We start from the raw sequence: 26,641 nt of genomic DNA on the forward strand, positions 1-26,641 counted from the left end.
GCGCCATCCGGCACGCCTTATTTTTTATTTGGAATCTGACTGGTATTCATACTCGTAATAGCCATAATCCTGGTAGCCCGTCGCCCGGCGGAAAATGGAGTTGAGAATGACGCCTTTGACCTGAATGCCATTCTGGTCAAAACGGCTCAGACTGGTTTCCACCTCTTTTAAGGTGTTGACGGCATAACGCGCCACCATCAGCGTTGTCCCGACGTGACGACCCACAATCGCGGCGTCCGTCACGGCCAGAATCGGCGGCGTGTCGATTAATACCAGATCGTAGCGGCTGCTTGCCCAGGCGATCAGCTCGCCGAAGCGCTCGCTCATCAGCAGTTCCGATGGATTAGGCGGCACCTGACCGCGCGGAATAAGATCAAAATTAGCGATCGCCGTAGGTTTCGCGCAGGAGGCTATCTCGCCTTTGCCCGCCAGAATGTCAGATAAGCCGTCCACGTTATTGGTGCCGAGCAGTTCATGGGTGTAGCCCTTACGCATATCGCAGTCGATCAGTAATACCCGTTTATGCGTCTGGCTGATGACGGCCGCCAGATTGGCGCAAACAAAGGTTTTGCCGATAGAGGGGCTGACGCCTGTGAGCATGAGTACATTATTTTGCGCCTGCATCATGGCGAAATGCAGGCTGGTGCGCAGGCTGCGAATCGCCTCAATCGCCAGATCGGTCGGATTACCCACCGCCAGCAGTTGGCTCTGCTTGTAACGCTTAATCCCTTTAATGGTTTTGACGCTATCGCGCGCTTTTTGCCATTCCGACAGCGGAATACTGGCATAGACGCTGATCCCGTGTTCCTCCAGCGCCTGCGGGCTTTCAATACCGCGATTAAACAGCGAGCGCAGCAGCACGCCGACAATCGATAACATTAATCCCAGAATAATGCTGCCGAGAATAATCAACGCCTTTTTCGGCTTTAGCACGCCCGGCTGGGTAATCGCCGGGTCAACGATGCGCACGTCGCCAACGGTGCTGGCTTCGGTGATTTTCAGCTCCTGCTGTTTATTAAGCAGTTGCATATAAACCTGCTGGCCGGACTCCACATCACGGGTCAAACGCACAATCTCCTGCTGGGTTTTCGGCATTGCCGTCACCCGCCCGTTCAGTTTGGCTTTTTCATCTTCCAGCGCTTTACGTTTTTCCAGCAGGGTGCGGTAAGCCGGATGCGCTTTGGTAAAGAGCTTGGAAATTTCCGCCTCTTTAAACGTCAACTCATTCAACTGGGCGTCGATATTAACCATCGAATCGAGCACCGCCTTCGCCTCCAGCGGTAAATCCACCGAGTCTTTATCCTGGCGGAAAGCGTTTAGCTTGTTTTCCGCCACATCCAGACGGCTGCGGACTTCCGGCAGTTGTTTTGCCAGAAACGCCAGGCTCTTCCCCGCCTCTTCAGATTTCCGCGCAATATCCTGTTGCAGATAGTTACGGGTAATACTGTTGAGAATTTCGCGGATCTGGTCGCGATCCTCTCCCGTGAACGTCAGGCTCAGAACGCCGGTATCTTTGCCGGTTTCCGTTACGGTGAGGTTATTTTGCAGGTTATTAATCATGCCAAGCGTTGAGAATTTACTCACCGTAAATTCCGTATCAGGACGGGCGTCAATTGCCTCTACCCGCATCGTCACGCCGTCTTTATTGAGTGGCTGGCCCACAACGCCCTGCGCGCTAAATCCGCCGTCGCTGACTAACTGATAACGTTTGTCGCCCAGCACTTTGAGGGTGAAGATCTGTCCGCTCATCGTCTCTGGTCGGGTGAATGTCGTGACTTTCACCATTTCATTGTGACGTCCCATCAGCCGTTCCCACCCGGCGCCAAAGAGCGGAAAGGTGTTTTTGGTGACGGCAATATCCAGATCCAGATCGTCAACGGTCTTCCCCAGCACCAGGCGCGATCGAATGAGCTGAATTTCCGCATCGGAAGCCGGCGGCTTATTCGCTAATGCGCTGTTGATATCCTGTACCAGCGAATTACCGGCGTTTTGTTCAATCTGCACCAGCGCATCGGCGCTATAGATGGGCGTGGCGAAGAACGTATAAATTACCGCGCACAGCGCAAATATGGCCGTCGTCCCCAACACCCACCAACGCGCTTCAATCACCGTTCCGACCAGACGCCCGATATCGATTTCATCGCTACCCGTAACCGCCGCAGATTGTTTTACTTTTTCTGTCATGGTTTTCCCTGCTCTGCATTCAGTGCCTGCGCCCACTGGCGGGCAGACCTTTCCAGTAATGTGTACACCGCCTCAAACGCATCGCGGCTTTTGCGATACGGGTCCGGTATTTCACGCTCGCTGTCCCAGTGACCAAACAGCATTACCTTGCCGCGCATTTCCGGCGCAATGTCGCACAGGGCGGCGATGTGACGTTTCTCCATCGTCAGAATCAGGTCATATTCCCGGCACAGACGCGCGGAAATTTGCCTTGCGCAGTGATTTTCCAAAGACAGATCGTGGGCGCTCGCCACGCTCGCCGCCGCAGGATCGGCGCCTTTGCCGACCAGCGCGCCTAACCCGGCGGACGCAACCGTCAGCGAGGGATGAAAGCGCTTTAGCAAACGTTCTGCCGTCGGGGAACGGCAAACATTCCCCACACAGACCACTAAGATTTTGTTAAACATAACGATTACCAGGAATGAATGTCGCTGGCCGTATCCGTCATATAACGGACACCGCTAATGGTTGGCAGCAACTGATTGATCAGACGGTTCCAGCGAGCAACCGGCGCGGTCGTGACGTACACCACATCGTAAGGCTGAAGTCGGAATTCCGTCGCCATCACCAATGACGTGGCGTCAGACATATCAAGCTGGTAGATATTGGCGATCTTGCCGCCGCGTCCCCCCTCGCCTTTCAACGGACGAATCACAAAAATGCCGCTGGCGTTGGAGGTGGTCAGATCGATGCCTTCCGCATTGCCTAATGCTTCGGTGAGCGTCATGCCGCTGAAATCCATTTTGAGGGTGCTCTGTTTTTTCACTTCGCCCATGACAAAGACTTTCAGATCGTCATTGCGCGGCACATACAGAATGTCGCCAGGGTAGAGCAAGCGGTTCTGGCTAAGATCGCCATTTTGCATCAGCGCCTGTAGCGAAATGCGTTGTTCTTTGCCGTTGTGCGTCAACACGACGTTGCGCCAGTCCGCCATATCGGTCAGGCCGCCCGCAGCGTTAATCGCATCCAGGACGGTTAACGGTACGTTAGTAATGGCCTGCTGACCGGATTTATTCACCTGGCCGGAGATGTACGCTTTTTGCGAGCGGAAAGCGGCGATATTGACATCCACCTGCGGGTCCGCGATGTACTTCGCTAAACGCCCGGTAATATCGCTGCGAATCTCTGACAAAGTTTTACCGACGACGCTAACCTTGCCAATGTAGGGATAAAACATGGTGCCGTCCGGCTGTACCCAGTTGCCGGTATCGCTTGAGCTACGGTACTGGCCCGCTGGCGTGGTCAATTCCGGGTGATCCCAGACGGTGACATTCAGCACATCGCCAGGCCCGACGCGATACTGATAGCTGGCAATCTCCTGGTCCAGCGACATATTCGGTTGCGCGACATTGGGCCGCGGGCGTAATTGCTCAACCAGCCGTGGCGTCAGCGGATACACATTGACCATCCGGTCGAGATCAAAGTCAGCGTCTTGCTGTTTGATCACATCTTTCCCCATCGTAGACATATTGCTGCCCGGAAGTACTGTGCAACCACTTATCAAGCTGAGCGACGCCAATAATGGCATCAATTTCATTTTGGATTTCATCATTGATTATTTATCACTTTGGCAGAGTCATTATCCTGTGCAATTTAAATAGCGGCTTCGTCCGTGCACATTTACCTTGCAGTTAATGGCAGAGAAAATTAACTGGCATCATTCTGAAAAAAAATCAATTCATCCGCAGGCTATTGACAGAATAATAAAGGCTTATATTCAGGCTTTCAGGCACGCTACCGCCCCTGGCTTCTTAGCTACCAATACACTGATTATTCTAAATTTTCGCATTCCCCTCCGATTTTATCCTCGTTCAGATAAAAATCTTCAGCGAAATAAAGGTTACGTATTAATAGTTTTCTCGATGTCGTGACAGGATATTTAAGAGCGCTATCTTAATCCTGCAAGAATTGTTGCAGCTAACCTAATGACAGGCAAGGTAACAAACCCGCCATTCTATATTTTTAAGATTAATATTAAATGAATTAACAGATGATTTTAGGATTTTATTGATGTTGACAATATTTATTTACTCCACTCCACCTGCGATATTTCCTAAATATATTCTTGACATTATTTAGTTTCCGACAGAAACATTACGGCTATTTTAAAGTTATTTTATAGCCGCGTAACAAAGATAAATTGCTCTGCGGCATTGCATTTTTCCGCCGTATTATCCATGATCGAATTGTGACAATTGTCATATTACAGAAGGTATTGCTCTTACTATGGAATGGATTGCCGATCCGTCAATCTGGGCCGGACTGGTAACGTTAATCGTTATCGAACTTGTTCTCGGCATTGATAACCTGGTCTTTATTGCCATCCTCGCTGAAAAACTACCGCCGGGGCAGCGCGACCGCGCGCGCATTACCGGCCTGATACTGGCGATGATCATGCGCCTGCTGCTGCTGGCGTCAATCTCGTGGCTGGTCACCTTGACTAAGCCGCTCTTTAGCGTACAGGCATTAAGCTTCAGCGCCCGCGATCTGATTATGCTGTTCGGCGGCTTTTTCCTGCTCTTTAAAGCCACCATGGAGCTCAACGAACGGCTGGAAGGGAAAGATAGCGCCAACCCTACCCAGCGTAAGGGGGCGAAATTCTGGGCGGTGGTCGCGCAAATCGTGGTGCTGGACGCTATCTTTTCTCTCGACTCCGTGATTACCGCCGTGGGGATGGTCGATCACCTGGCGGTCATGATGGCGGCAGTGATAATCGCCATTAGCCTGATGCTGCTCGCCAGCAAGTCACTGACCCGATTTGTGAACAACCATCCCACCATTGTCATTTTGTGTCTTAGCTTCCTGCTAATGATCGGCTTTAGCCTGGTGGCGGAAGGGTTTGGTTTCCACATTCCGAAAGGGTATCTGTACGCGGCTATCGGCTTCTCGGTGATGATCGAGGCGCTCAACCAACTGGCTATTTTTAACCGCCGCCGTTTTCTTTCCGCTAACCATACGCTGCGCCAGCGCACAACGGAGGCCGTAATGCGGCTGATTAGCGGTAAAAAAGAGGATGCCGAACTGGATGCGGAAACCGCTGCGATGCTGGCAGACCATGACGACAGCCAGATTTTTAATCCGCAGGAGCGCAGGATGATTGAGCGGGTGCTGAATCTCAACCAGCGCACCGTAAGTAGCATCATGACGTCGCGCCACGATATCGAGCATATCGATCTCAACGCGCCGGAAGCGGAAATCCGCGCTCTGCTGGAAAAGAACCAGCATACGCGTCTGGTCGTGACGGGTGAAAATGAACAGGAAGATTTACTCGGCGTCGTCCACGTCATCGATCTGTTGCAACAATCGCTGCGCGGCGAACCGCTCAACCTGCGGGCGCTGATTCGCCAACCGCTGGTTTTCCCGGAAACATTGCCGCTGCTGCCTGCGCTGGAGCAGTTCCGTAACGCCAGAACCCATTTTGCCTTTGTCGTAGATGAGTTTGGCTCGGTTGAAGGCATTGTGACATTAAGCGATGTCATGGAGACTATCGCCGGTAATCTGCCGAATGAAGTCGAGGAAATTGACGCCCGCCACGATATTCAGAAGAACCCGGACGGTTCCTGGACAGCAAACGGCCATATGCCGCTGGAGGATTTGGTGCAGTACGTGCCGCTACCGCTGGATGAAAAACGGGAATACCATACGATTGCCGGATTATTGATGGAATATTTGCAACGCATACCGCAAACCGGTGAAGAGGTTCAGGTGGGCGATTATTTGCTGAAAACATTGCAGGTAGAAAGCCATCGAGTGCAGAAAGTGCAGTTAATTCCGCTGCATAACGGCGAGCCAGACCAGGAGATGTAACGTCTGTTCGCCTGCCCCGGCCTGCTTACCAGGCAGGCCGGAGGCGCGTTAGCCTCGCCATCCGGCTCTGCCCTTTGGCCAAAAACTAAAGCTTATTCAGCAGCTTCTTCACATCTTTACCGTTGCGGGTATCTTTATTGCGATCCGCCCAGTCATTGAGCCGACGCTTCGCCTCATCCTGTAAATGCTTACGCAATAACTGATCCACTTGCAGGGTATAGTTCAGCTCCTGCCACTTGCCATAGACGCGCAGCGGCACCGGCGTCTCTTTCAGGAAGGTGATCAGGTTGCTATCGCCGTTCCAGCCGCCCAGCACACGCAGATTAAATTGCGTATCACAGCTCTGCTTAACCAGATCCAGCGTTCCGCTGCCGGTTAACGCCAGCATAGAAGATTGCCCGACCATGCCGTCGAGCGTCAGCGTGCCCTTATTTAGCGTCAGATCGGTCGTGAAGCGATCCAGTCGGGTCGCGTTGTCCATATTTTCCTGCGACTGCTGCGCGTCGCCGCCGCTTCGCTCTACGGCCTGCTGCACCAGTTGCTGGAAATTCATTCCTTCGAGGCGCGTATTGCTCATGTCAACATGCGCTTTTCCTTTCCAGCTGTGGCGAAATGCCTCCGCGTCAATATCCGCCCCGGAGAAATCGCCAACCAGCGACATCTTACCGGTCAGGCTAATCGGATAATTGAAGGCTTTCAGGATAGTCCCAATCTCAACATGGTTGAGGCGAGGGTGGAACTCGATGCGCGGACTGGCGGTGCGGGCGTCAAGCGTGCCGGGCAGCGACATCTCTCCGTCGGCCAGTTTCCCCTGCAACTCGGTGATATCCAGCAATCCGGCCTGATTAGACATCTTCGTCGAAACCTGGGTAAAGTCCATTCCCCGCCAGCGAACTGAATCCGCCTGTAAAGCAATCTCCGCCGTAAAGCTTTGCAGCCCCTGATAAGGCGGCGCACCAACACGCGACGCGATAACTGGCCTGGTCAGGGGGAGCGTATTTTGCCCCTGCGACACCGCGCCGCCCGTCTGTGCCACGGCGCTATGATGCGGCAACAGGTTGTCCAGATTAAGCTTGCTGGACCGGAGGTCAATTTGCCATTCCGGCTGGTCCGCCAGCGTTACCTGGACATGCCCGGTCAGAGAACTGTCATTCGCCGTTAAATTTAAGTGGTTAAATGAAAGACGTTTTTGCGCCTCCTGCCACTGCGCCTGCAATTGTCCCTGCCCCTCAATCCCCTGCGCCGGTAGATCCGCGCCCTGCAATTGCCAGCGCAGTTGCTCAATACCCGCGGTTAAGTTATGCGGATAATCGGAAGCATCCACCGTTCCGCTGAACGATAAAGCAAGATCCCGCTGATCGCGGTTCACCCGTCCCGAAAAATCAAACGTGCCGCGATGCTCGGCATCTTGTTCCATATTCAGACGAATATCGCGCACCGTGACCTGATCATCATTTTCATGCTGGAAAACCAGCACGCTGTCGGCAACGCGCAGGCTACGAATATCAAACGACCAGCCGCGATCTTCCGCTACGTCCGGCAAGGTATTATCTTTCGGCGCGACCGGCGCATCATCGCTGCGTACCGCTTCCGTTTGCGGCGTCAGTTGAATCACCCCGCCTTTCAGCATCACCTGCTTAACATGAAGCTGATGACTCAACAGCGGCCATAAAGCGACATCCAGGCGCATATTGTCAGCCCGCACCAGCGGTTCGCTGGCGCCTCGCGCCGTTAGCGTCATTCGCCCGGAAAGGATGCTGAGTTGCGGCCATACGTGCCAGCGCAGCGGCCCGTCCAGTTGCAACTGATATTCACTACGCGCGGCAACCTGCTGCACCATATAGGCGCGGAAATCATTCGGATTGACCAACAATACCAACGCAGAGAATCCGGCCACCAGCACGACCAGGAGAATCATCAGCGTCGTCAGAAATCGTCTCATGCTACCCTCAATGGACCGGCAGTATTGCGCCGAATGGCTCAGTCTTTATCAATCCGGCTGGCGACAGCGCCCTGCTGATCGCGATATTTGGCATCCTGACGGCGGTTATAAGGCCGCGCCGCCGGGCCGGACAGCGGCTCAAAGCTCAGCGCGCCGATGAGCATACCCGGACGCAACGCCAGCGGCAGCTTCCCGGAGTTGTAAAACTCAAGCACAATGCAGCCCGACCAGCCGGGATCGATACGGTGCGCCGTCACATGCACCATCAGCCCCAGACGCGCCAGCGAGGAGCGACCATCCAGCCAGCCCACTAAATCCGGCGGCAGGGTAACGGATTCAAAGGTAACGGCCAGCGCCAACTCGCCCGGATGCAGATAAAATGCCTCGCCGTCCGGCAAAACGATTTCATCGCTCATCACGCGATCCAGCGCTGCGCTGACCTCATCTTTCGGCCCGCTCAGATCGATAAACGCCGCCGTATGGCCACGGAAGGTTCGAAATTTATTGCCAAGACGTACATCGACCGTCGCGCCGTTAATGCGCTCTACGGGAGGTCGCGGGGTGATAGACAAACGGCCTTCATCCAGCCAGGCTTCAATATCTCGGTCGCATAAACGCATGGCACTTTCTCCTTTCGCGCATCAAGCCCTTAAATCAAGCACATCAAGGGCTAACCAGGTTATCACTGAACGGTACACAATTCGCCAGATTTATTCAAAGAACTGGCTGATTTTCGCTTTCAGAATATCAATAGCGATGCGGTTTTTACCGCCGCGCGGCACGATAATATCCGCATATTGTTTGGAAGGCTCAATAAATTGCAGGAACATCGGACGCACCGTTTTCTGATATTGCGCCATCACCGAATCCATTGAGCGACCACGCTCGTTCACATCGCGTTTGATACGGCGCATCAAACAGATATCCAGCGGCGTATCGACAAAAATAGAGAAGTTCATCTCTTCACGCAAACGCGCGTCGGTCAGTAACAGAATACCTTCAAGAATAATCACTTTCTTCGGTTCTACGCGAACCGTTTCCTGCATACGGGTATGCTCAACATAACTGTATACCGGTAATTCAATCGCCGAACCGCGCTTGAGCGCCTGAAGATGCTGAAATAGCAGGCTGTGATCCATCGCATTCGGATGGTCATAGTTGGTTTTTACGCGTTCTTCCATCGACAGATGGCTTTGATCTTTGTAATAACTGTCTTCGGGAATAACGCCAATATGTTCGTCACCCACTTGTTCACGCAATTCGCGGTAAAGGGTACTGGCAATAAGACTCTTGCCGGAAGCCGATGCGCCAGCGATACCGATAATGACGCACTGATGAGACTGATCAGTCATAAATTTAGCGACCTGATTAACCTGGATGTAAGGAAGGGGGGCGCCGAAACGCCAAACGCGGCAATTATAGGGATTTCAGCAGCGCGATACCAGTCCGGCGCTATGCCACGGTGAATTTGTTGGCGGCGCATTCGACGTCGCGACGTAAAAGCGTTCAGTTTTAACGCGGGCAGCGGTTTTATCGACCCGTCTGGAGGAGGAATACGCCGGGAGCCACAATTTATATTCAGCCAGCGTATAAATCATTACGCGTTTATACTAGCATAATCACAGAGTAAACTGACGCGTCCGGTATTCCGCGACGTTACCGGCGATTCGGATAGAGTGGTAATGAGTAAACCATCCCAACATGTTTTCGTTACCGTCCCCCACCCGCTATTGCGTCTGGTCAGTTTAGGCCTGGTTGCGTTTGTCTTTACGCTCTTTTCGCTCGTATTATCGCGTGTCGGCACCCAACTCGCGCCGCTGTGGTTCCCCACCTCCATTATGATGGTCGCGTTTTACCGCCATGCGGGCCGTCTGTGGCCAGGGATCGCGGTCGCCTGCTCGCTCGGCAGCATCGGCGCCTCACTGACTTTATTTCCTGCCGCCTCGCTTAACTTTAGCTGGACGGCAATAAATATTATCGAGGCGGCCACTGGCGCGATACTGCTGCGAAAACTGCTCCCCAGCTACAACCCCTTACAAAATTTGAATGACTGGTTTCGTCTGGCTATCGGCAGCGCCGTGATTCCGCCACTACTCGGCGGCCTGTTATTTTGGCTGATAGCGCCGGAAGCGGTCGCCTCGAAAGCGTTTCTGATTTGGGTATTATCGGAAGCCATCGGCGCGCTGACGCTGGTGCCGTTAGGTTTACTGTTTAAACCACACTATCTGTTGCGTCATCGTGATCCGCATCTGTTGCTGGAAACGCTATTGACGCTGGTCATTACGCTGGCGCTAAGCTGGCTCGCTATGCGCTATATTCCGTGGCCGTTTACGTGCGTTATCGTCCTGTTGATGTGGAGTGCGGTGCGCCTGCCGCGAATGGAGGCGTTTTTAATTTTTTTAGCTACCGTTATCGTGGTCTCGCTCATGCTGGCCAATGACCCCACGCTGCTCGCCACGCCGAAAACCGACGTGATGGTCAATATGCCGTGGCTGCCTTTTTTAATGATCCTGCTGCCTGCCAATATGATGACGATGGTGATGTACGCGTTTCGCACGGAGCGTAAACATATCACCGAGAGCGAATCCCGCTTTCGCAACGCGATGGAGTATTCCGCCATTGGTATGGCGCTGGTCGGTACGGAGGGTCAGTGGCTACAGGTCAATAAATCTCTGAGCCATTTTCTTGGCTATAGCCAGGATGAATTACGCACGATGACATTTCAGCAATTGACCTGGCCGGAAGACCTGAATAACGACCTTGAACAGCTAAACATGCTGGTGCGCGGCGACATCAACAGCTATTCCATGGAAAAACGCTACTACACCCGCAACGGCGATGTCGTCTGGGCGCTGCTGGCCGTCTCACTGGTTCGTCATAAAGACAATAAACCTCTCTATTTTATTGCTCAGATTGAAGACATTAACGATCTCAAGCAAAGCGAGCAGGAAAACCAGCGGTTGATGGAGCGTATTACACAAGCGAACGAGGCGCTGTTTCAGGAAAAAGAACGGTTGCACATCACGCTTGACTCTATCGGAGAAGCGGTGGTGTGTATTGATGTCGCGATGAATATCACCTTTATGAACCCGATCGCCGAGAAGATGAGCGGCTGGCGGCAAGAGGATGCTTTAGGCGCGCCATTATTAACGGTTCTGCGCATTACGTCAGGTGATAAGGGGCCGCTGCTGGAGGATATTTATCGCGCCGACAGGTCGCGATCGGACATGGAACAGGAGATAGTGCTCCATTGTCATAACGGCGGCAGCTACGATATTCATTACAGTATCACGCCGCTCAGTACGCTTGATGGCGATAAGATTGGTTCGGTTCTGGTTATCCAGGACGTTACCGAATCACGAAAAATGTTACGCCAGCTCAGCTACAGCGCAACGCATGACGCCCTCACCCAACTTGCCAACCGCGCCAGTTTTGAAAAACAGCTTCAACAGCGCCTGCAAACCATACAGGAATCGCCTCAACATCATGCGCTGGTGTTTATCGATCTGGACCGTTTTAAAGCGGTTAACGACAGCGCGGGACATGCCGCCGGCGATGCCTTATTGCGCGAGCTCGCGTCACTGATGCTCAGTATGCTTCGATCCGGCGATCTCCTGGCCCGTCTGGGTGGCGATGAGTTTGGCCTGTTGCTGCCGGATTGTAATAGTGACAGCGCGCGCTTTATCGTGACGCGGCTTATCAACGCCGTTAATGAGTATCACTTTATGTGGGAAGGACGCCTGCATCGGATCGGCGCCAGCGCCGGGATCACAATGATAAATGAACATAACTGCCAGCTCACAGAGGTCGTGTCTCAGGCCGATATTGCCTGCTACGCCGCGAAAAATAGCGGTCGAGGCCGTCTGACCGTGTACGAACCGCAGCACGCATTAACCTCCTCAAAGGGAATGATGCCGCTGGAAGAACAGTGGCATATGATTAAAAATAACCACCTGCTGATGCTTGCCAGAAACGTCGCGCCGCCGCGTACGCCGGAGGCCACCAGCTTTTGGCTGGTCTCACTCAGGCTGTGGACCAGCGAAGGGGAAGTGATGGAAGAGCGCGCGTTCCGGGCAGGGTTAGCCGACTCCGCGCTGCATCACGCGCTTGACCGACGGGTATTCCATGAGTTTTTCCGCCATGCGGCGACCGCCGTCGCCAGCAAGGGATTAAGCGTTGCGCTGCCGCTGTCCGCCGCGGGATTATACAGCGCGACCCTTATTGATGAGCTGCTGGAACAACTGGAGCATAGCCCACTACCGCCACGGTTATTACACCTGATTATCCCGGCTGACGTTATCGTTAAGCAGGCGCAGACCGCCGCTGCGACTCTGCGAAAACTGCGGCAACGCGGCTGCCAGGTGATTCTCAGCCATGTCGGGCGCGATTTACAGCTGTTTAATTTACTGACCCCGCATATCGCCGATTATTTACTGCTGGATAGCGACCTTATCGCCAACGTTCATGAAAGTTTAATGGATGAAATGCTGACCTCGATCATCCAGGGACACGCCCAACATCTGGACATCAAAACGCTCGCCGGGCCGGTACAGAACCCACAGGTGCTGGATACGCTCTCCCGTATTGGCGTGGATCTGATTTATGGCGACACTATCGCCGAAGCGCAACCGTTGGATTTGTTACTGAATACCAGCTATTTCGCTATCCATTGACGGTTGCCAGCCGTGGGTATACCAGATATGCAGTAGCGCGTAGGAACGCCACGGTTTCCAGCGCTCCGCGTAGCGACGGATCTGCGCGGGCGTCATCCCGGCGAAGCGCTGCTTAATTAAGTAATCATCGGGCAAAAAGATATCTTTTGCCTGCCAACCGCGCAGGGCGAAATAGTTCGCCGTCCAGCGGCCAATTCCCGGAAACGTTTGTAAATTTTTAACGCTCTGCTCAATATCCGGCGGCGCGGCGAGCGCCAGTTTTCCCGCCAGCGTCGCCTGCGCCAGATGAATCAGCGCTTCGGCGCGCCGCAGAGGCATCCCCAGAGCTTTAAGCGCCAGCGGATCGGCCAACGCCAGCGTTTCCGGACCGGGAAAACAGACATAATCGGGCGCATCCGGCAACGCCTCGCCATAGCGGCGCGCCACTTTCGCCGTCAACCTGGCCGCCATCGCGACACTCACCAGTTGCCCCAGTATCGCCCGCACGCCTTGTTCAAACGTATCAACCGATCCCGGTAAACGCAGCCCCGGTCTGTCCTCGCCCAGTGGCCCCAGCACGGCGGCAACCTGCGCGGGCTGGCAGTCAAGATCAAACAGACGCGAAACCTTCGCCAGACACGCCGGCGCGACGGGAAGTAATCCGGCGCTCACGCTAACCTGCACAGTGTGGGTGGACAGATGGGGCCTCACGCTGACCAGTCCGCGATGCTCGCCCACCACCAGGCTGCGCGCATAAAAGCCCTCGCCTACCGTTTCCACGCCGTCCACCGCACGCGCGGCAAGAAAGCCCAACATCCACGACCAGTCGTAAGGCGGCTGCCAGCTCAGGGTAAACATACTTTTCTCCTTTATTTGACCTTTCAGCATAAACGCTAATCGCACGTAACGCCTTGCTTTCATATTCCAGTTGTCGCCGCGACGACATTTCGCTAAAGTCACGCCCCTTCTTCACTGGCATGGGGATTTTAAGGTGTTTATCGGATTTGATTACGGTACGGCAAATTGCTCGGTCGCCATTATGCGCGACGGGCATCCACAGTTGCTGACAATGGAGAATAACAGCGCATTACTGCCGTCTATGCTGTGCGCGCCGACGCGCGAAGCGGTGAGCGAGTGGCTGTATCGCCATCATGATGTGCCGGCAACGGACGAAGAAACTCAGGCGTTGCTACGCCGCGCGATACGCTACAACCGCGAGGAAGATATTGAGGTTGGCGCGCAAAGCGTACAGTTTGGTCTGGCGTCGCTGGCGCACTATATTGACGATCCCCAGGAGGTCTGGTTTGTCAAATCGCCGAAATCCTTTTTAGGTGCCAGCGGCCTGAAACCGCAGCAGGTCGCGCTGTTTGAAGATTTGGTCTGCGCCATGATGGTACATATTCGTCATACGGCGCACAGCCAATTGCCGGAGGCCATTACCCAGGCGGTGATCGGTCGCCCGATCAACTTTCAGGGACTGGGCGGCGATGACGCGAACCGCCAGGCGCAGGGTATTCTGGAGCGGGCGGCAAAACGCGCCGGTTTTCAGGAGGTGGTATTCCAGTACGAACCGGTTGCGGCGGGCCTGGACTACGAAGCTACGCTGCGGGAAGAGAAGCGTGTGCTGGTCGTGGATATTGGCGGCGGCACCACCGACTGCTCCATGCTACTGATGGGGCCGCAGTGGCGTCAGCGCGCCGATCGTGAAAACAGCCTGTTGGGACACAGCGGTTGCCGCGTGGGCGGAAACGATCTGGATATCGCGCTGGCCTTTAAAAATCTGATGCCTTTACTGGGCATGGGCGGCGAAACCGAAAAAGGCATCGCCCTGCCGGTGCTGCCGTGGTGGAACGCCGTGGCGATTAACGACGTCCCGGCGCAAAGCGATTTTTACAGTAGCGCGAATGGTCGTCTGTTGAACGATTTGGTTCGCAACGCGCGTGAAGCAGACAAGGTCGCGTTGCTGCTCAAGGTCTGGCGTCAGCGGCTTAGCTACCGCCTGGTACGCTGCGCGGAAGAGAGCAAAATCGCCCTTTCCGGCCAGGCGGATGTTACGGCGAGGCTGCCATTTATCAGCGACGACCTTGCGGTCGCTATCAGCCAGCAAGGACTGGAAGCGGCACTGGATCAACCGCTGGCGCGTATTCTGGAACAGGTGCAACTGGCGCTGGACAGCGCGCAGGAAAAACCGGATGTCATCTATCTGACCGGCGGCAGCGCCCGTTCGCCATTGATTAAAAAAGCGCTTTCCGAACAGTTACCGGGCATACCCGTCGCTGGCGGCGATGATTTCGGCTCCGTCACCGCAGGACTGGCGCGCTGGGCGGAGGTCGTTTTCCGCTAAGCGCCTCGCAAGCCCAGCGCTGATGGATTGACATTATTCTTGATGTGGCTTAACGTCAGGAGTGAGGGTAAGGGAGGATTCCTCCTCCCCCTGGTGTCTTAGTAAGCTGGTAGGCTAATCACTAAGAGTATCACCAGTATGATGACTACCTTCATCATAACCCTTTCCTTATTTTGGCCCCTTCCTCGGGAGGGGCTTTCCCGTTTCAGCGTCCTGCTGAAATCGGTGGCTTACCTTCATTGCCGTGCCGCCACTTTACCGCACTCCGGCGCGTTAACGATTTTCACCGATGAGAGTTGCGTAGCGCCTCGCAAAGCGGGTCGCCATTCAGAATAATCCCGACCGTGTTCCATAATTCCTCCATTTTTCTCCCTTCCCTGCTGACTACAATACAGGGAGCAACATTCCGCAAAACGTTTCAGGATGAGAAACTTATACCGATGAAAGGCAGTAATACTTTCCGCTGGGCAATAGCGATTGGGGTTGTAGTGGCCGCCGCATTCTGGTTCTGGCATAGCCGTAGCGAAAGCCCGACCGCCGCGCCGGGCGTCGCCGCGCAAGCGCCACATACCGCCGCCGCAGGTCGCCGCGGTATGCGCGACGGCCCTCTGGCGCCGGTACAGGCCGCGACCGCGACCACGCAGGCCGTACCGCGCTATCTGAGCGGGCTGGGTACCGTGACCGCAGCGAATACCGTTACGGTGCGTAGCCGCGTGGATGGTCAACTCATCGCCCTGCACTTTCAGGAAGGTCAGCAGGTCAACGCAGGCGATCTGCTGGCGCAAATCGATCCCAGCCAGTTTAAGGTCGCCCTGGCGCAGGCTCAGGGACAGTTGGCGAAAGATAACGCTACGCTGGCGAATGCGCGTCGTGATCTGGCGCGCTATCAACAACTGGCAAAAACCAATCTGGTTTCCCGTCAGGAACTGGATGCGCAACAGGCGCTGGTCAACGAAACCCAGGGAACCATTAAAGCGGATGAAGCCAATGTCGCCAGCGCGCAGTTACAGCTCGACTGGAGTCGTATCACGGCCCCGGTCTCGGGACGCGTGGGTCTGAAACAGGTGGATGTCGGTAACCAGATTTCCAGCAGCGATACCGCCGGTATTGTCGTCATTACGCAAACGCACCCGATTGATCTCATTTTTACTCTGCCGGAAAGCGATATCGCGACCGTAGTTCAGGCACAGAAAGCGGGGAAAGCGCTGGTCGTAGAAGCCTGGGATCGGACTAACTCGCACAAATTGAGCGAAGGTGTGTTGCTCAGTCTGGACAACCAGATTGATCCCACAACGGGAACGATCAAAATTAAAGCGCGCTTTACCAATCAGGACGATACGCTGTTCCCCAATCAATTTGTGAACGCCCGGATGCTGGTCGATACCGAACAAAATGCCGTTGTGGTGCCTGCCGCGGCGGTGCAAATGGGCAATGAGGGCCACTTTGTGTGGGTGCTGAACGACGAAAATAACGTCAGCAAGAAGCGGGTAAAAATCGGTATTCAGGATAACCGAAACGTGGTGATCAGCGCTGGCTTGTCGGCAGGCGATCGCGTCGTTACCGATGGTATTGATCGGCTGACGGAAGGCGCAAAAGTCGAGGTCGTTGAGCCGCAAACCACCGTGGCGGATGAAAAATCCCCTTCCCGCCATGAAGGTCAAAAAGGAGCGCGCGCCTGATGCAGGTATTACCTCCGGGCAGCACGGGCGGCCCCTCGCGTCTGTTTATTCTGCGCCCCGTGGCCACCACTCTGCTGATGGCGGCGATTTTACTCGCCGGGATTATCGGCTATCGCTTCCTGCCCGTCGCCGCTTTGCCGGAGGTCGACTACCCCACTATTCAGGTTGTTACGCTCTACCCTGGCGCCAGCCCGGATGTCATGACCTCCGCCGTCACCGCGCCGCTTGAGCGCCAGTTCGGCCAGATGTCAGGACTGAAGCAGATGTCGTCGCAAAGCTCCGGCGGCGCGTCGGTGGTAACGCTACAGTTTCAGTTGACGCTGCCGCTGGACGTTGCCGAGCAGGAAGTACAGGCGGCGATTAACGCGGCCACCAATTTATTGCCTTCCGACCTGCCGAATCCGCCGATTTATAGCAAAGTCAATCCGGCGGACCCGCCGATTATGACGCTTGCCGTCACCTCAAACGCAATGCCGATGACCCAGGTAGAGGACATGGTAGAAACCCGCGTGGCGCAGAAGATCTCGCAGGTCTCCGGCGTCGGGCTGGTGACGCTTGCCGGCGGGCAGCGCCCTGCGGTACGCGTAAAACTGAATGCTCAGGCTGTCGCCGCGCTCGGTCTGACCAGCGAAACGGTCCGTACCGCAATTACCGGCGCCAACGTCAACTCGGCGAAAGGCAGTCTGGATGGCCCCGAACGGGCGGTGACGCTTTCTGCTAACGATCAGATGCAGTCTGCCGACGAATACCGCAGGCTTATCATCGCGTATCAAAACGGCGCGCCGGTACGGTTGGGCGATGTCGCCACCGTCGAACAGGGGGCGGAAAATAGCTGGCTCGGCGCATGGGCGAATCAAGCGCCGGCTATCGTGATGAACGTTCAACGCCAGCCCGGCGCCAATATCATTGCGACAGCGGACAGCATTCGCCAGATGCTGCCCCAGCTTACCGAAAGCCTGCCGAAATCGGTGAAGGTCACGGTCCTGTCCGATCGCACCACCAATATTCGCGCTTCCGTGCGCGATACCCAGTTTGAACTGATGCTGGCGATCGCGCTGGTCGTCATGATTATCTATCTGTTTTTACGTAATATTCCCGCCACAATTATTCCCGGCGTCGCCGTACCGCTGTCGCTTATCGGCACCTTTGCGGTGATGGTGTTTTTGGATTTTTCCATTAATAACCTGACGCTGATGGCGCTCACTATCGCCACGGGTTTCGTGGTGGACGATGCGATTGTGGTGATCGAGAACATCTCGCGCTACATCGAAAAAGGAGAAAAACCGCTGGCGGCGGCGCTCAAAGGCGCGGGCGAAATCGGCTTTACCATTATTTCCCTCACCTTTTCACTGATTGCGGTGCTGATCCCGTTGCTCTTTATGGGCGATATTGTTGGTCGACTGTTCCGCGAATTTGCGGTGACGTTGGCGGTAGCGATTTTAATCTCCGCCGTCGTCTCTTTGACGCTCACGCCCATGATGTGCGCGCGTATGCTCAGCCAGCAGTCTCTGCGTAAACAAAACCGCTTTTCCCGCGCCTGCGAGCGGATGTTTGACCGCGTGATCGCCAGCTACGGACGTGGATTAGCGAAAGTGCTCAACCATCCGTGGCTTACATTGAGCGTGGCATTCGCCACGCTCCTGCTCAGCGTTATGCTGTGGATAGTCATTCCGAAAGGGTTCTTTCCGGTACAGGATAACGGCATTATCCAGGGAACGCTGCAGGCGCCGCAATCGTCATCGTATGCCAGTATGGCGCAACGTCAGCGCCAGGTGGCGGAGCGGATATTACAGGACCCGGCGGTGCAAAGCCTGACGACTTTTGTTGGCGTAGACGGCGCTAACCCCACGCTCAATAGCGCGCGCCTGCAAATTAACCTCAAGCCGCTGGATGCGCGTGATGACCGCGTGCAGCAGGTGATCTCCCGGCTGCAAACCGCCGTGGCGACGATTCCCGGCGTGGCGCTGTATCTCCAGCCGACGCAGGATTTAACCATCGACACGCAGGTCAGCCGCACGCAGTATCAGTTTACCCTGCAGGCCACGACGCTCGATGCGCTCAGCCACTGGGTGCCAAAACTGCAGAACGCGCTACAGTCGTTACCACAGCTTTCCGAGGTAAGCAGCGACTGGCAAGATCGAGGATTAGCGGCCTGGGTGAATGTCGACCGCGACAGCGCCAGCCGTCTGGGTATCAGCATGGCGGATGTGGATAACGCGCTCTACAACGCGTTCGGACAACGCCTGATTTCAACGATTTATACCCAGGCGAACCAGTACCGCGTCGTGCTGGAACATAATACCGCCAGCACGCCGGGCCTGGCGGCGCTGGAGACGATTCGCCTGACGAGCCGCGACGGCGGCACCGTACCGCTCAGCGCGATTGCCCGCATTGAGCAGCGCTTCGCCCCGCTCTCCATCAATCATTTAGATCAGTTCCCGGTTACGACATTTTCGTTTAACGTGCCGGAGGGCTATTCGCTCGGCGATGCGGTGCAGGCGATTCTCGATACGGAAAAAACGCTCGCCCTGCCAGCGGATATTACAACGCAGTTTCAGGGCAGTACGCTCGCCTTCCAGGCGGCGCTGGGCAGCACCGTCTGGCTTATTGTCGCCGCCGTGGTGGCGATGTATATCGTGCTCGGCGTGCTGTATGAGAGTTTTATCCATCCGATCACGATTCTCTCAACGCTGCCTACGGCGGGCGTCGGCGCGCTGCTGGCGCTGATCATCGCTGGTAGCGAGCTCGATATTATCGCCATTATCGGCATTATTTTGCTGATCGGCATCGTGAAGAAAAACGCCATCATGATGATTGACTTCGCCCTCGCCGCCGAACGCGAACAGGGGATGAGTCCGCGCGACGCTATCTTCCAGTCCTGTCTGCTGCGTTTTCGACCGATTCTGATGACCACGCTGGCGGCGTTGCTCGGGGCATTGCCATTAATGTTGAGTACCGGCGTTGGCGCGGAATTACGTCGCCCGTTGGGGATCGCGATGGTGGGCGGCCTACTGGTCAGCCAGGTATTAACTCTGTTTACCACACCGGTGATTTATCTCCTGTTTGACCGCCTGTCGCTGTACGTGAAAAGTCGCTTTCCGCGCCATAAAGAGGAGGCGTAGATGCGCTTTTTCGCCCTTTTCATCTACCGCCCGGTCGCCACCATTTTGATTGCCGCCGCCATTACGCTGTGCGGCATTCTGGGCTTTCGTCTGCTGCCGGTCGCCCCGCTGCCGCAGGTCGATTTCCCGGTGATTATGGTTAGCGCCTCGCTGCCGGGCGCCTCGCCGGAAACCATGGCTTCGTCGGTGGCGACGCCGTTGGAACGTTCTTTGGGACGCATTGCAGGCGTCAATGAAATGACCTCCAGCAGCTCGCTCGGTAGTACGCGCATTATTCTCGAATTTAATTTCGATCGTGATATTAACGGCGCGGCGCGCGACGTGCAGGCCGCCATTAACGCCGCGCAAAGCTTGTTGCCAGGCGGAATGCCCAGCCGCCCGACTTATCGCAAGGCCAACCCGTCCGACGCGCCGATTATGATTTTAACGCTCACCTCGGAGAGCTGGTCACAGGGCAAACTGTATGATTTCGCCTCTACCCAACTGGCGCAAACCATCGCGCAAATTGACGGCGTCGGCGATGTTGACGTCGGCGGCAGCTCCCTGCCCGCAGTACGTGTAGGCTTAAACCCGCAGGCGCTCTTTAACCAGGGCGTCTCGCTGGATGAGGTCCGCGAAGCGATCGACAGCGCCAACGTACGCCGACCGCAAGGCGCAATTGAAGATAGCGTCCACCGCTGGCAAATCCAGACCAACGACGAACTGAAAACCGCCGCCGAATATCAGCCGCTGATTATTCACTATAACAACGGCGCGGCGGTACGCCTGGGCGACGTCGCCAGCGTCACCGACTCGGTGCAGGATGTCCGTAACGCCGGGATGACGAACGCTAAACCCGCTATTTTGTTGATGATCCGCAAGCTGCCGGAGGCCAATATTATTCAGACGGTCGACGGCATCCGGGCAAAACTGCCGGAACTGCGGGCAATGATCCCCGCCGCTATCGATTTACAAATCGCCCAGGATCGTTCGCCGACGATTCGCGCGTCGCTGCAAGAGGTAGAAGAGACGCTGGCTATCTCTGTCGCGCTGGTGATCCTGGTGGTGTTTTTATTCCTGCGCTCCGGGCGCGCCACGCTAATTCCCGCCGTCGCCGTTCCCGTTTCGCTCATCGGCACCTTCGCCGCCATGTATCTGTGCGGCTTCAGCCTCAACAATCTGTCGCTGATGGCGCTGACTATCGCGACCGGATTTGTCGTTGATGATGCCATTGTGGTGCTGGAAAATATCGCCCGCCATCTGGAGGCGGGAATGAAACCTTTGCAGGCGGCATTACAGGGTACGCGAGAAGTTGGGTTTACGGTCATCTCCATGAGTCTGTCGCTGGTGGCGGTATTTCTGCCGCTGCTGTTAATGGGCGGCCTGCCAGGACGATTATTACGGGAATTCGCCGTTACCCTCTCGGTGGCGATTGGCATATCGCTGGTGGTCTCGCTCACGCTGACGCCGATGATGTGCGGCTGGATGCTTAAATCAAGCAAACCGCGCACCCAACCGCGTAAACGGGGCGTTGGCCGTCTGCTGGTCGCCTTGCAACAGGGTTACGGCACGTCATTAAAATGGGTGCTTAACCATACGCGTCTTGTCGGTGTGGTTTTTCTTGGCACCGTTGCGCTGAACATCTGGCTTTATATCGCCATCCCTAAAACATTCTTTCCGGAGCAGGACACCGGCGTGTTGATGGGCGGTATTCAGGCTGACCAAAGCATCTCTTTCCAGGCCATGCGCGGCAAGCTGCAGGATTTTATGAAAATTATTCGCGACGATCCGGCGGTGAATAATGTCACTGGTTTTACCGGCGGATCGAGGGTGAATAGCGGCATGATGTTTATTACGCTGAAGCCGCGCGGCGAACGCAAAGAGACGGCGCAGCAAATCATTGATCGACTGCGGGTCAAACTGGCAAAAGAACCTGGCGCCAGGCTGTTTCTGATGGCGGTACAGGATATTCGCGTCGGCGGGCGGCAGGCTAACGCCAGTTACCAATATACGTTGCTGTCTGACTCTCTGGCGGCGCTGCGCGAATGGGAGCCGAAAATACGCAAAGCGCTCTCGGCCCTGCCGCAACTGGCGGACGTAAACTCCGACCAGCAGGATAACGGCGCGGAGATGAACCTTATCTACGACCGCGACACCATGTCACGACTGGGCATTGATGTTCAGGCCGCAAACAGTCTGTTAAATAATGCTTTCGGCCAGCGGCAAATTTCCACCATTTATCAGCCGATGAACCAGTATAAAGTGGTGATGGAAGTCGATCCGCGCTATAGCCAGGATATCAGCGCGCTGGAGAAAATGTTTGTTATCAACCGCGACGGAAAAGCGATCCCCCTCTCTTATTTCGCCCAATGGCGGCCCGCCAATGCGCCGCTGTCGGTGAACCATCAGGGACTTTCCGCGGCGTCCACGATTGCCTTTAACCTGCCGACCGGCACATCGTTATCGCAGGCGACAGAGGCCATTAATCGCACCATGACGCAGCTTGGCGTCCCCTCGACGGTACGCGGCAGTTTTTCCGGAACGGCGCAAGTCTTCCAGCAGACCATGAATTCACAGCTTATTTTGATAGTGGCGGCGATCGCTACCGTCTACATTGTGCTGGGGATACTGTACGAAAGCTACGTCCATCCACTGACCATTCTCTCTACTCTACCATCGGCGGGCGTTGGGGCGCTTCTGGCGCTGGAACTCTTCAGTGCCCCTTTCAGCCTAATCGCCCTGATAGGGATCATGCTATTAATTGGCATTGTGAAGAAAAACGCCATTATGATGGTCGATTTTGCGCTTGAAGCGCAACGAAGCGGCGGCCTGACGCCGGAACAAGCCATTTTCCAGGCCTGCTTGTTACGCTTCCGTCCAATAATGATGACCACGCTGGCGGCGCTGTTCGGCGCACTGCCATTGGTGTTATCTGGCGGAGACGGTTCGGAATTACGGCAGCCGTTGGGGATAACCATTGTCGGCGGTTTGGTCATGAGCCAGCTCCTGACGCTCTATACCACGCCGGTGGTGTACCTCTTTTTCGATCGTCTGCGGCTACGTTTTTCGCGTAAAAATAGCAAACCGGTAGTAGAGATATGACAGAACTTCCTGACAACACCCGCTGGCAACTCTGGATTGTGGCATTCGGCTTTTTTATGCAGTCGCTGGATACCACCATCGTCAACACTGCGCTGCCCTCCATGGCGAAAAGCCTGGGGGAAAGCCCGCTGCATATGCACATGGTAGTGGTGTCATATGTTCTTACCGTCGCCGTGATGCTCCCCGCCAGCGGCTGGCTGGCAGACAAAATCGGCGTGCGTAATATTTTCTTTACCGCCATTGTGCTGTTCACGCTGGGTTCGCTGTTTTGCGCCCTCTCCGGTACGCTTAATCAACTGGTATTAGCGCGGGTTTTACAAGGCGTAGGCGGCGCGATGATGGTGCCGGTCGGACGCCTGACGGTCATGAAAATCGTGCCGCGCGCGCAATATATGGCGGCGATGACCTTCGTCACCCTACCGGGACAGATCGGGCCATTACTCGGCCCCGCGCTGGGCGGGGTGCTGGTGGAATATGCTTCATGGCACTGGATCTTTCTGATCAATATCCCGGTGGGAATCGTCGGCGCTATGGCAACCTTTATGCTGATGCCAAACTACACCATAGAGACCCGGCGCTTTGATCTGCCGGGGTTCCTGCTGTTAGCTATCGGCATGGCGGTACTCACGCTGGCGCTGGACGGTAGTAAAAGCATGGGGATCTCGCCCTGGACATTAGCCGGACTTGCTGCGGGCGGCGCGGCAGCCATTCTGCTCTATCTCTTCCATGCCAAAAAAAACTCAGGCGCGTTATTCAGCCTGCGATTGTTCCGCACGCCCACGTTTTCACTGGGGTTGCTGGGCAGTTTTGCCGGGCGTATCGGCAGCGGTATGCTGCCGTTTATGACGCCGGTCTTTTTACAAATTGGTCTTGGTTTTTCACCGTTTCATGCCGGTTTGATGATGATCCCCATGGTGCTGGGCAGCATGGGAATGAAGCGGATTGTGGTGCAGATAGTTAACCGTTTTGGCTATCGTCGGGTTCTGGTAGCGACCACGCTCGGACTGGCATTGGTTAGCCTGTTGTTTATGTCGGTCGCGCTGCTCGGCTGGTATTATCTCCTGCCGCTGGTACTGCTTTTGCAGGGAATGGTGAACTCGGCGCGCTTTTCTTCCATGAATACCTTAACGCTAAAAGACCTTCCCGATACGCTGGCCAGCAGCGGCAATAGCTTATTATCGATGATTATGCAGCTCTCGATGAGTATTGGCGTCACTATTGCCGGAATGCTGCTGGGTATGTTTGGCCAACAGCATATCGGGATAGACAGTAGCGCCACACATCACGTCTTTATGTACACCTGGTTATGTATGGCGGTTATTATCGCGCTACCGGCGATAATTTTTGCCCGCGTGCCGAACGATACACAGCAAAACATGGTCATTTCACGGCGTAAAAGGAGCCTGTAATGAAAGTCTGGCGGCCCGGAATCACCGGCAAGCTGTTTCTGGCGATTTTCGCCACCTGCATCGTGCTGCTGATCAGTATGCATTGGGCCGTGCGCGTCAGTTTTGAACGCGGATTTATTGACTATATCAAACACGGCAACGAGCAGCGGCTACAAATGCTGGGCGATGCGCTGGGCGACCAGTACCAGCAACACGGTAACTGGCGTTTTTTACGCAACAACGATCGCTTCGTTTTCCAGATTCTGCGTTCATTTGAGCATGACAACGACCGCGATAAACCCGGCCCCGGTATGCCGCCGCACGGTTGGCGCACCCAATTCTGGGTCGTCGATCAAAATGGCCGGGTGCTGGTCGGCCCACGCGGTCCGGTGCCGCATGACGGTACTCGCCGCCCCATTCTGGTCAATGGCGCCGAAGTCGGCGCGATTATCGCCTCTCCTGTCGAGCGGCTGACGCGCAATACGGATATTAATTTTGATATGCAGCAGCGGCGCGCCAGTTGGATGATCGTGGCGTTATCAACGTTGCTGGCCGCGCTGGCGACGTTTTTGCTGGCGCGTGGCCTGCTCGCCCCGGTCAAACGGTTGGTCGAGGGTACGCACAGACTGGCGGCGGGGGATTTTACCACGCGCGTGACCCCAACCAGCGCCGATGAGCTGGGAAAACTGGCGCAAGACTTTAACCAGCTTGCCAGCACCCTGGAAAAAAACCAGCAGATGCGCCGCGACTTTATGGCGGATATTTCCCACGAACTGCGCACGCCGCTGGCGGTATTGCGCGGCGAACTGGAAGCCATTCAGGATGGCGTTCGCCAGTTCACGCCAGAATCGGTTACCTCGCTACAGGCGGAAGTCGGTACGCTTACCAAACTGGTTGACGACCTGCATCAGCTGTCGTTGTCTGACGAAGGCGCGCTGGCTTATCAAAAAACGACCGTCGATCTTGTTCCCCTGTTGGAAGTCGCTGGCGGCGCGTTCAGAGAGCGCTTTACCAGCCGGGGGCTAACGTTACATTACGCGTTGCCGGATAGTATGACCGTCTTCGGCGACCCGGATCGCCTGATGCAACTGTTTAATAATCTACTGGAAAACAGTCTGCGCTACACCGACAGCGGCGGCGGCCTGCATATTTCCGCCGAACAACGCGACAAATCATTATTCCTGACCTTTGCCGATTCTGCACCGGGCGTCAGCGATGAACAGTTACAAAAGCTTTTTGACCGTTTTTACCGCACGGAAGTGTCCCGTAACCGCGCCAGCGGCGGTTCTGGACTGGGGCTGGCAATATGCGTCAATATTGTACACGCGCATAACGGTCATCTTCACGCCGCTCATTCGCCTTTTGGCGGGGTTAGCATTACAGTAGAGTTACCGCTGGATCGCGATTTACAGAGAGAAGTATGACTGAATTACCCATTGATGAAAACACGCCGCGCATTTTGATTGTTGAAGATGAACCCAAGCTGGGACAGCTGCTTATTGACTACTTACGCGCGGCGAGTTACGCCCCCACGCTCATCAATCATGGCGACAAGGTACTGCCGTATGTGCGTCAAACGCCGCCGGATCTGATCCTGCTGGATCTGATGCTGCCGGGTACCGATGGTCTGACGCTATGCCGGGAGATTCGCCGTTTTTCCGACATCCCCATTGTGATGGTCACGGCCAAAATCGAAGAGATCGACCGGCTGCTGGGGCTGGAAATCGGCGCCGATGATTATATCTGTAAGCCTTACAGCCCGCGCGAAGTCGTGGCCCGCGTGAAAACCATTTTGCGCCGCTGTAAACCGCAGCGCGAACTCCAGCAGCAGGATGCCGAAAGCCCGTTAATGATTGATGAAAGCCGCTTTCAGGCCTCCTGGTGTGGTAAAGCGCTGGATTTAACCCCCGCTGAATTCCGTCTGCTAAAAACCTTATCGCTTGAACCGGGTAAAGTTTTTTCCCGCGAGCAGTTGTTAAACCACCTCTACGACGACTACCGTGTGGTGACCGATCGTACTATCGACAGCCACATTAAAAACCTGCGCCGTAAACTGGAATCGCTGGATGCCGAACAGTCATTTATACGCGCGGTCTACGGGGTGGGATATCGCTGGGAAGCGGATGCGTGTCGCCTGGTATAATGATTATTGGCATAACAATAACAAGGTCGTAAGACGATATTTTCCGCCAACGCTATTCTGGCGGAATTAACACACTGTCCTCTTTCCTTTGGCCGAGCGGTATCCCGAAAACCACGACGAACGCGATCGGAGACAATAAATTATTTGGCCGCTCTTTTTAGTTTACCGATATACTGTGAGTAGTTTTTTAAACTTATTGCGCATTAATTCATTAAGTGAATCTAAAAATACATAAACATAATACCAGCTTAATTATACAT

Annotated in this window: 17 protein-coding genes; 9 read left to right on the forward strand and 8 right to left on the reverse strand. The window is 55.2% G+C overall.

The window, feature by feature from the left end; translation table 11 throughout:
• Positions 1-24 precede the first annotated feature (24 nt).
• The 3 genes from wzc to ACLJQJ_RS09600 are packed head-to-tail and all read right to left on the reverse strand — an operon-like array spanning position 25 to position 3,775.
• Positions 25-2,184 carry a tyrosine-protein kinase Wzc gene (gene wzc, locus ACLJQJ_RS09590; protein ID WP_000137227.1) on the reverse strand — a complete coding sequence of 720 codons (2,160 nt, stop codon included), beginning with the start codon at positions 2,182-2,184 and terminating at the stop codon, positions 25-27.
• Entirely contained in the window at positions 2,181-2,630 is a 450-nt protein-coding gene (gene wzb / locus ACLJQJ_RS09595; RefSeq protein ID WP_000482224.1) for a low molecular weight protein-tyrosine-phosphatase Wzb, read from the reverse strand. The genes wzc and wzb overlap by 4 nt, the downstream gene beginning before the upstream one ends.
• Before the next feature lie 5 nt (positions 2,631-2,635).
• Positions 2,636-3,775 (reverse strand): polysaccharide export protein, encoded by a 1,140-nt coding sequence (locus tag ACLJQJ_RS09600; RefSeq protein ID WP_000978077.1) that lies wholly within the window; start codon positions 3,773-3,775, stop codon positions 2,636-2,638.
• A 674-nt stretch (positions 3,776-4,449) separates the two neighbouring features.
• Here ACLJQJ_RS09600 and ACLJQJ_RS09605 point away from each other — a divergent pair.
• The gene (locus ACLJQJ_RS09605) at positions 4,450-6,030 is read left to right on the forward strand and encodes a TerC family protein (protein WP_000454713.1); all 1,581 of its coding nucleotides are present in this window, start codon (positions 4,450-4,452) and stop codon (positions 6,028-6,030) included.
• Positions 6,031-6,115: 85 nt separating this feature from the next.
• On the opposite strand, the gene asmA is transcribed toward ACLJQJ_RS09605, so the two are convergent.
• The 3 genes from asmA to udk form a co-directional block, all read right to left on the reverse strand.
• Positions 6,116-7,972, reverse strand: coding sequence for an outer membrane assembly protein AsmA (gene asmA, locus ACLJQJ_RS09610; RefSeq protein ID WP_063809114.1), 1,857 nt, complete (start codon positions 7,970-7,972; stop codon positions 6,116-6,118).
• Between the two features lie 38 nt (positions 7,973-8,010).
• Positions 8,011-8,592 carry a dCTP deaminase gene (gene dcd, locus ACLJQJ_RS09615; protein ID WP_001234783.1) on the reverse strand — a complete coding sequence of 194 codons (582 nt, stop codon included), beginning with the start codon at positions 8,590-8,592 and terminating at the stop codon, positions 8,011-8,013.
• A gap of 90 nt (positions 8,593-8,682) precedes the next feature.
• Positions 8,683-9,324, reverse strand: coding sequence for a uridine kinase (gene udk, locus ACLJQJ_RS09620; protein ID WP_000132082.1), 642 nt, complete (start codon positions 9,322-9,324; stop codon positions 8,683-8,685).
• Positions 9,325-9,654: 330 nt separating this feature from the next.
• Between udk and ACLJQJ_RS09625 the strand changes: the two genes are divergently transcribed.
• Positions 9,655-12,645, forward strand: coding sequence for an MASE1 domain-containing protein (locus ACLJQJ_RS09625; protein ID WP_063809113.1), 2,991 nt, complete (start codon positions 9,655-9,657; stop codon positions 12,643-12,645).
• Here ACLJQJ_RS09625 and alkA read toward each other — a convergent pair.
• Positions 12,613-13,482: a DNA-3-methyladenine glycosylase 2 gene (gene alkA, locus ACLJQJ_RS09630; RefSeq protein ID WP_063809112.1), complete on the reverse strand. Its 870-nt coding sequence runs from the start codon at positions 13,480-13,482 to the stop codon at positions 12,613-12,615. The genes ACLJQJ_RS09625 and alkA overlap by 33 nt on opposite strands.
• A 133-nt stretch (positions 13,483-13,615) precedes the next feature.
• Here alkA and yegD point away from each other — a divergent pair, with 133 nt between their 5' ends.
• Positions 13,616-14,968: a molecular chaperone gene (gene yegD / locus ACLJQJ_RS09635; RefSeq protein ID WP_000469628.1), complete on the forward strand. Its 1,353-nt coding sequence runs from the start codon at positions 13,616-13,618 to the stop codon at positions 14,966-14,968.
• A gap of 98 nt (positions 14,969-15,066) precedes the next feature.
• Here the strand turns inward: yegD and ACLJQJ_RS09640 are convergent, their stop codons facing one another.
• A complete protein-coding gene (locus ACLJQJ_RS09640) occupies positions 15,067-15,126 on the reverse strand; it encodes a type I toxin-antitoxin system Ibs family toxin (protein ID WP_105887528.1) in 60 nt (19 codons plus the stop codon).
• A 282-nt stretch (positions 15,127-15,408) separates the two neighbouring features.
• On the opposite strand from ACLJQJ_RS09640, the gene mdtA reads away from it, so the two are divergent.
• From mdtA to baeR, 6 genes are read left to right on the forward strand one after another with little or no spacing between them, the layout of a single operon-like run.
• The gene (mdtA, locus tag ACLJQJ_RS09645; RefSeq protein WP_063809111.1) at positions 15,409-16,647 is read left to right on the forward strand and encodes a multidrug efflux RND transporter subunit MdtA; all 1,239 of its coding nucleotides are present in this window, start codon (positions 15,409-15,411) and stop codon (positions 16,645-16,647) included.
• Positions 16,647-19,769 carry a multidrug efflux RND transporter permease subunit MdtB gene (gene mdtB, locus ACLJQJ_RS09650; protein WP_063809110.1) on the forward strand — a complete coding sequence of 1,041 codons (3,123 nt, stop codon included), beginning with the start codon at positions 16,647-16,649 and terminating at the stop codon, positions 19,767-19,769. The genes mdtA and mdtB overlap by 1 nt, the downstream gene beginning before the upstream one ends.
• Entirely contained in the window at positions 19,770-22,850 is a 3,081-nt protein-coding gene (gene mdtC, locus ACLJQJ_RS09655; protein WP_063809109.1) for a multidrug efflux RND transporter permease subunit MdtC, read from the forward strand.
• Positions 22,847-24,259, forward strand: coding sequence for an MFS transporter (locus ACLJQJ_RS09660; protein ID WP_063809108.1), 1,413 nt, complete (start codon positions 22,847-22,849; stop codon positions 24,257-24,259). Before mdtC ends, ACLJQJ_RS09660 begins: the two co-directional genes overlap by 4 nt.
• On the forward strand, positions 24,259-25,662 hold the full coding sequence (gene baeS, locus ACLJQJ_RS09665) for a two-component system sensor histidine kinase BaeS (RefSeq protein WP_000870073.1): 1,404 nt from the start codon (positions 24,259-24,261) through the stop codon (positions 25,660-25,662). The genes ACLJQJ_RS09660 and baeS overlap by 1 nt, the downstream gene beginning before the upstream one ends.
• Positions 25,659-26,381 carry a two-component system response regulator BaeR gene (baeR, locus tag ACLJQJ_RS09670; protein ID WP_000137854.1) on the forward strand — a complete coding sequence of 241 codons (723 nt, stop codon included), beginning with the start codon at positions 25,659-25,661 and terminating at the stop codon, positions 26,379-26,381. Before baeS ends, baeR begins: the two co-directional genes overlap by 4 nt.
• Positions 26,382-26,641 lie beyond the last annotated feature (260 nt).

The sequence above is a fragment of the Salmonella sp. SAL04202 genome, from assembly GCF_046550775.1.
Lineage (GTDB): Bacteria > Pseudomonadota > Gammaproteobacteria > Enterobacterales > Enterobacteriaceae > Salmonella > Salmonella enterica.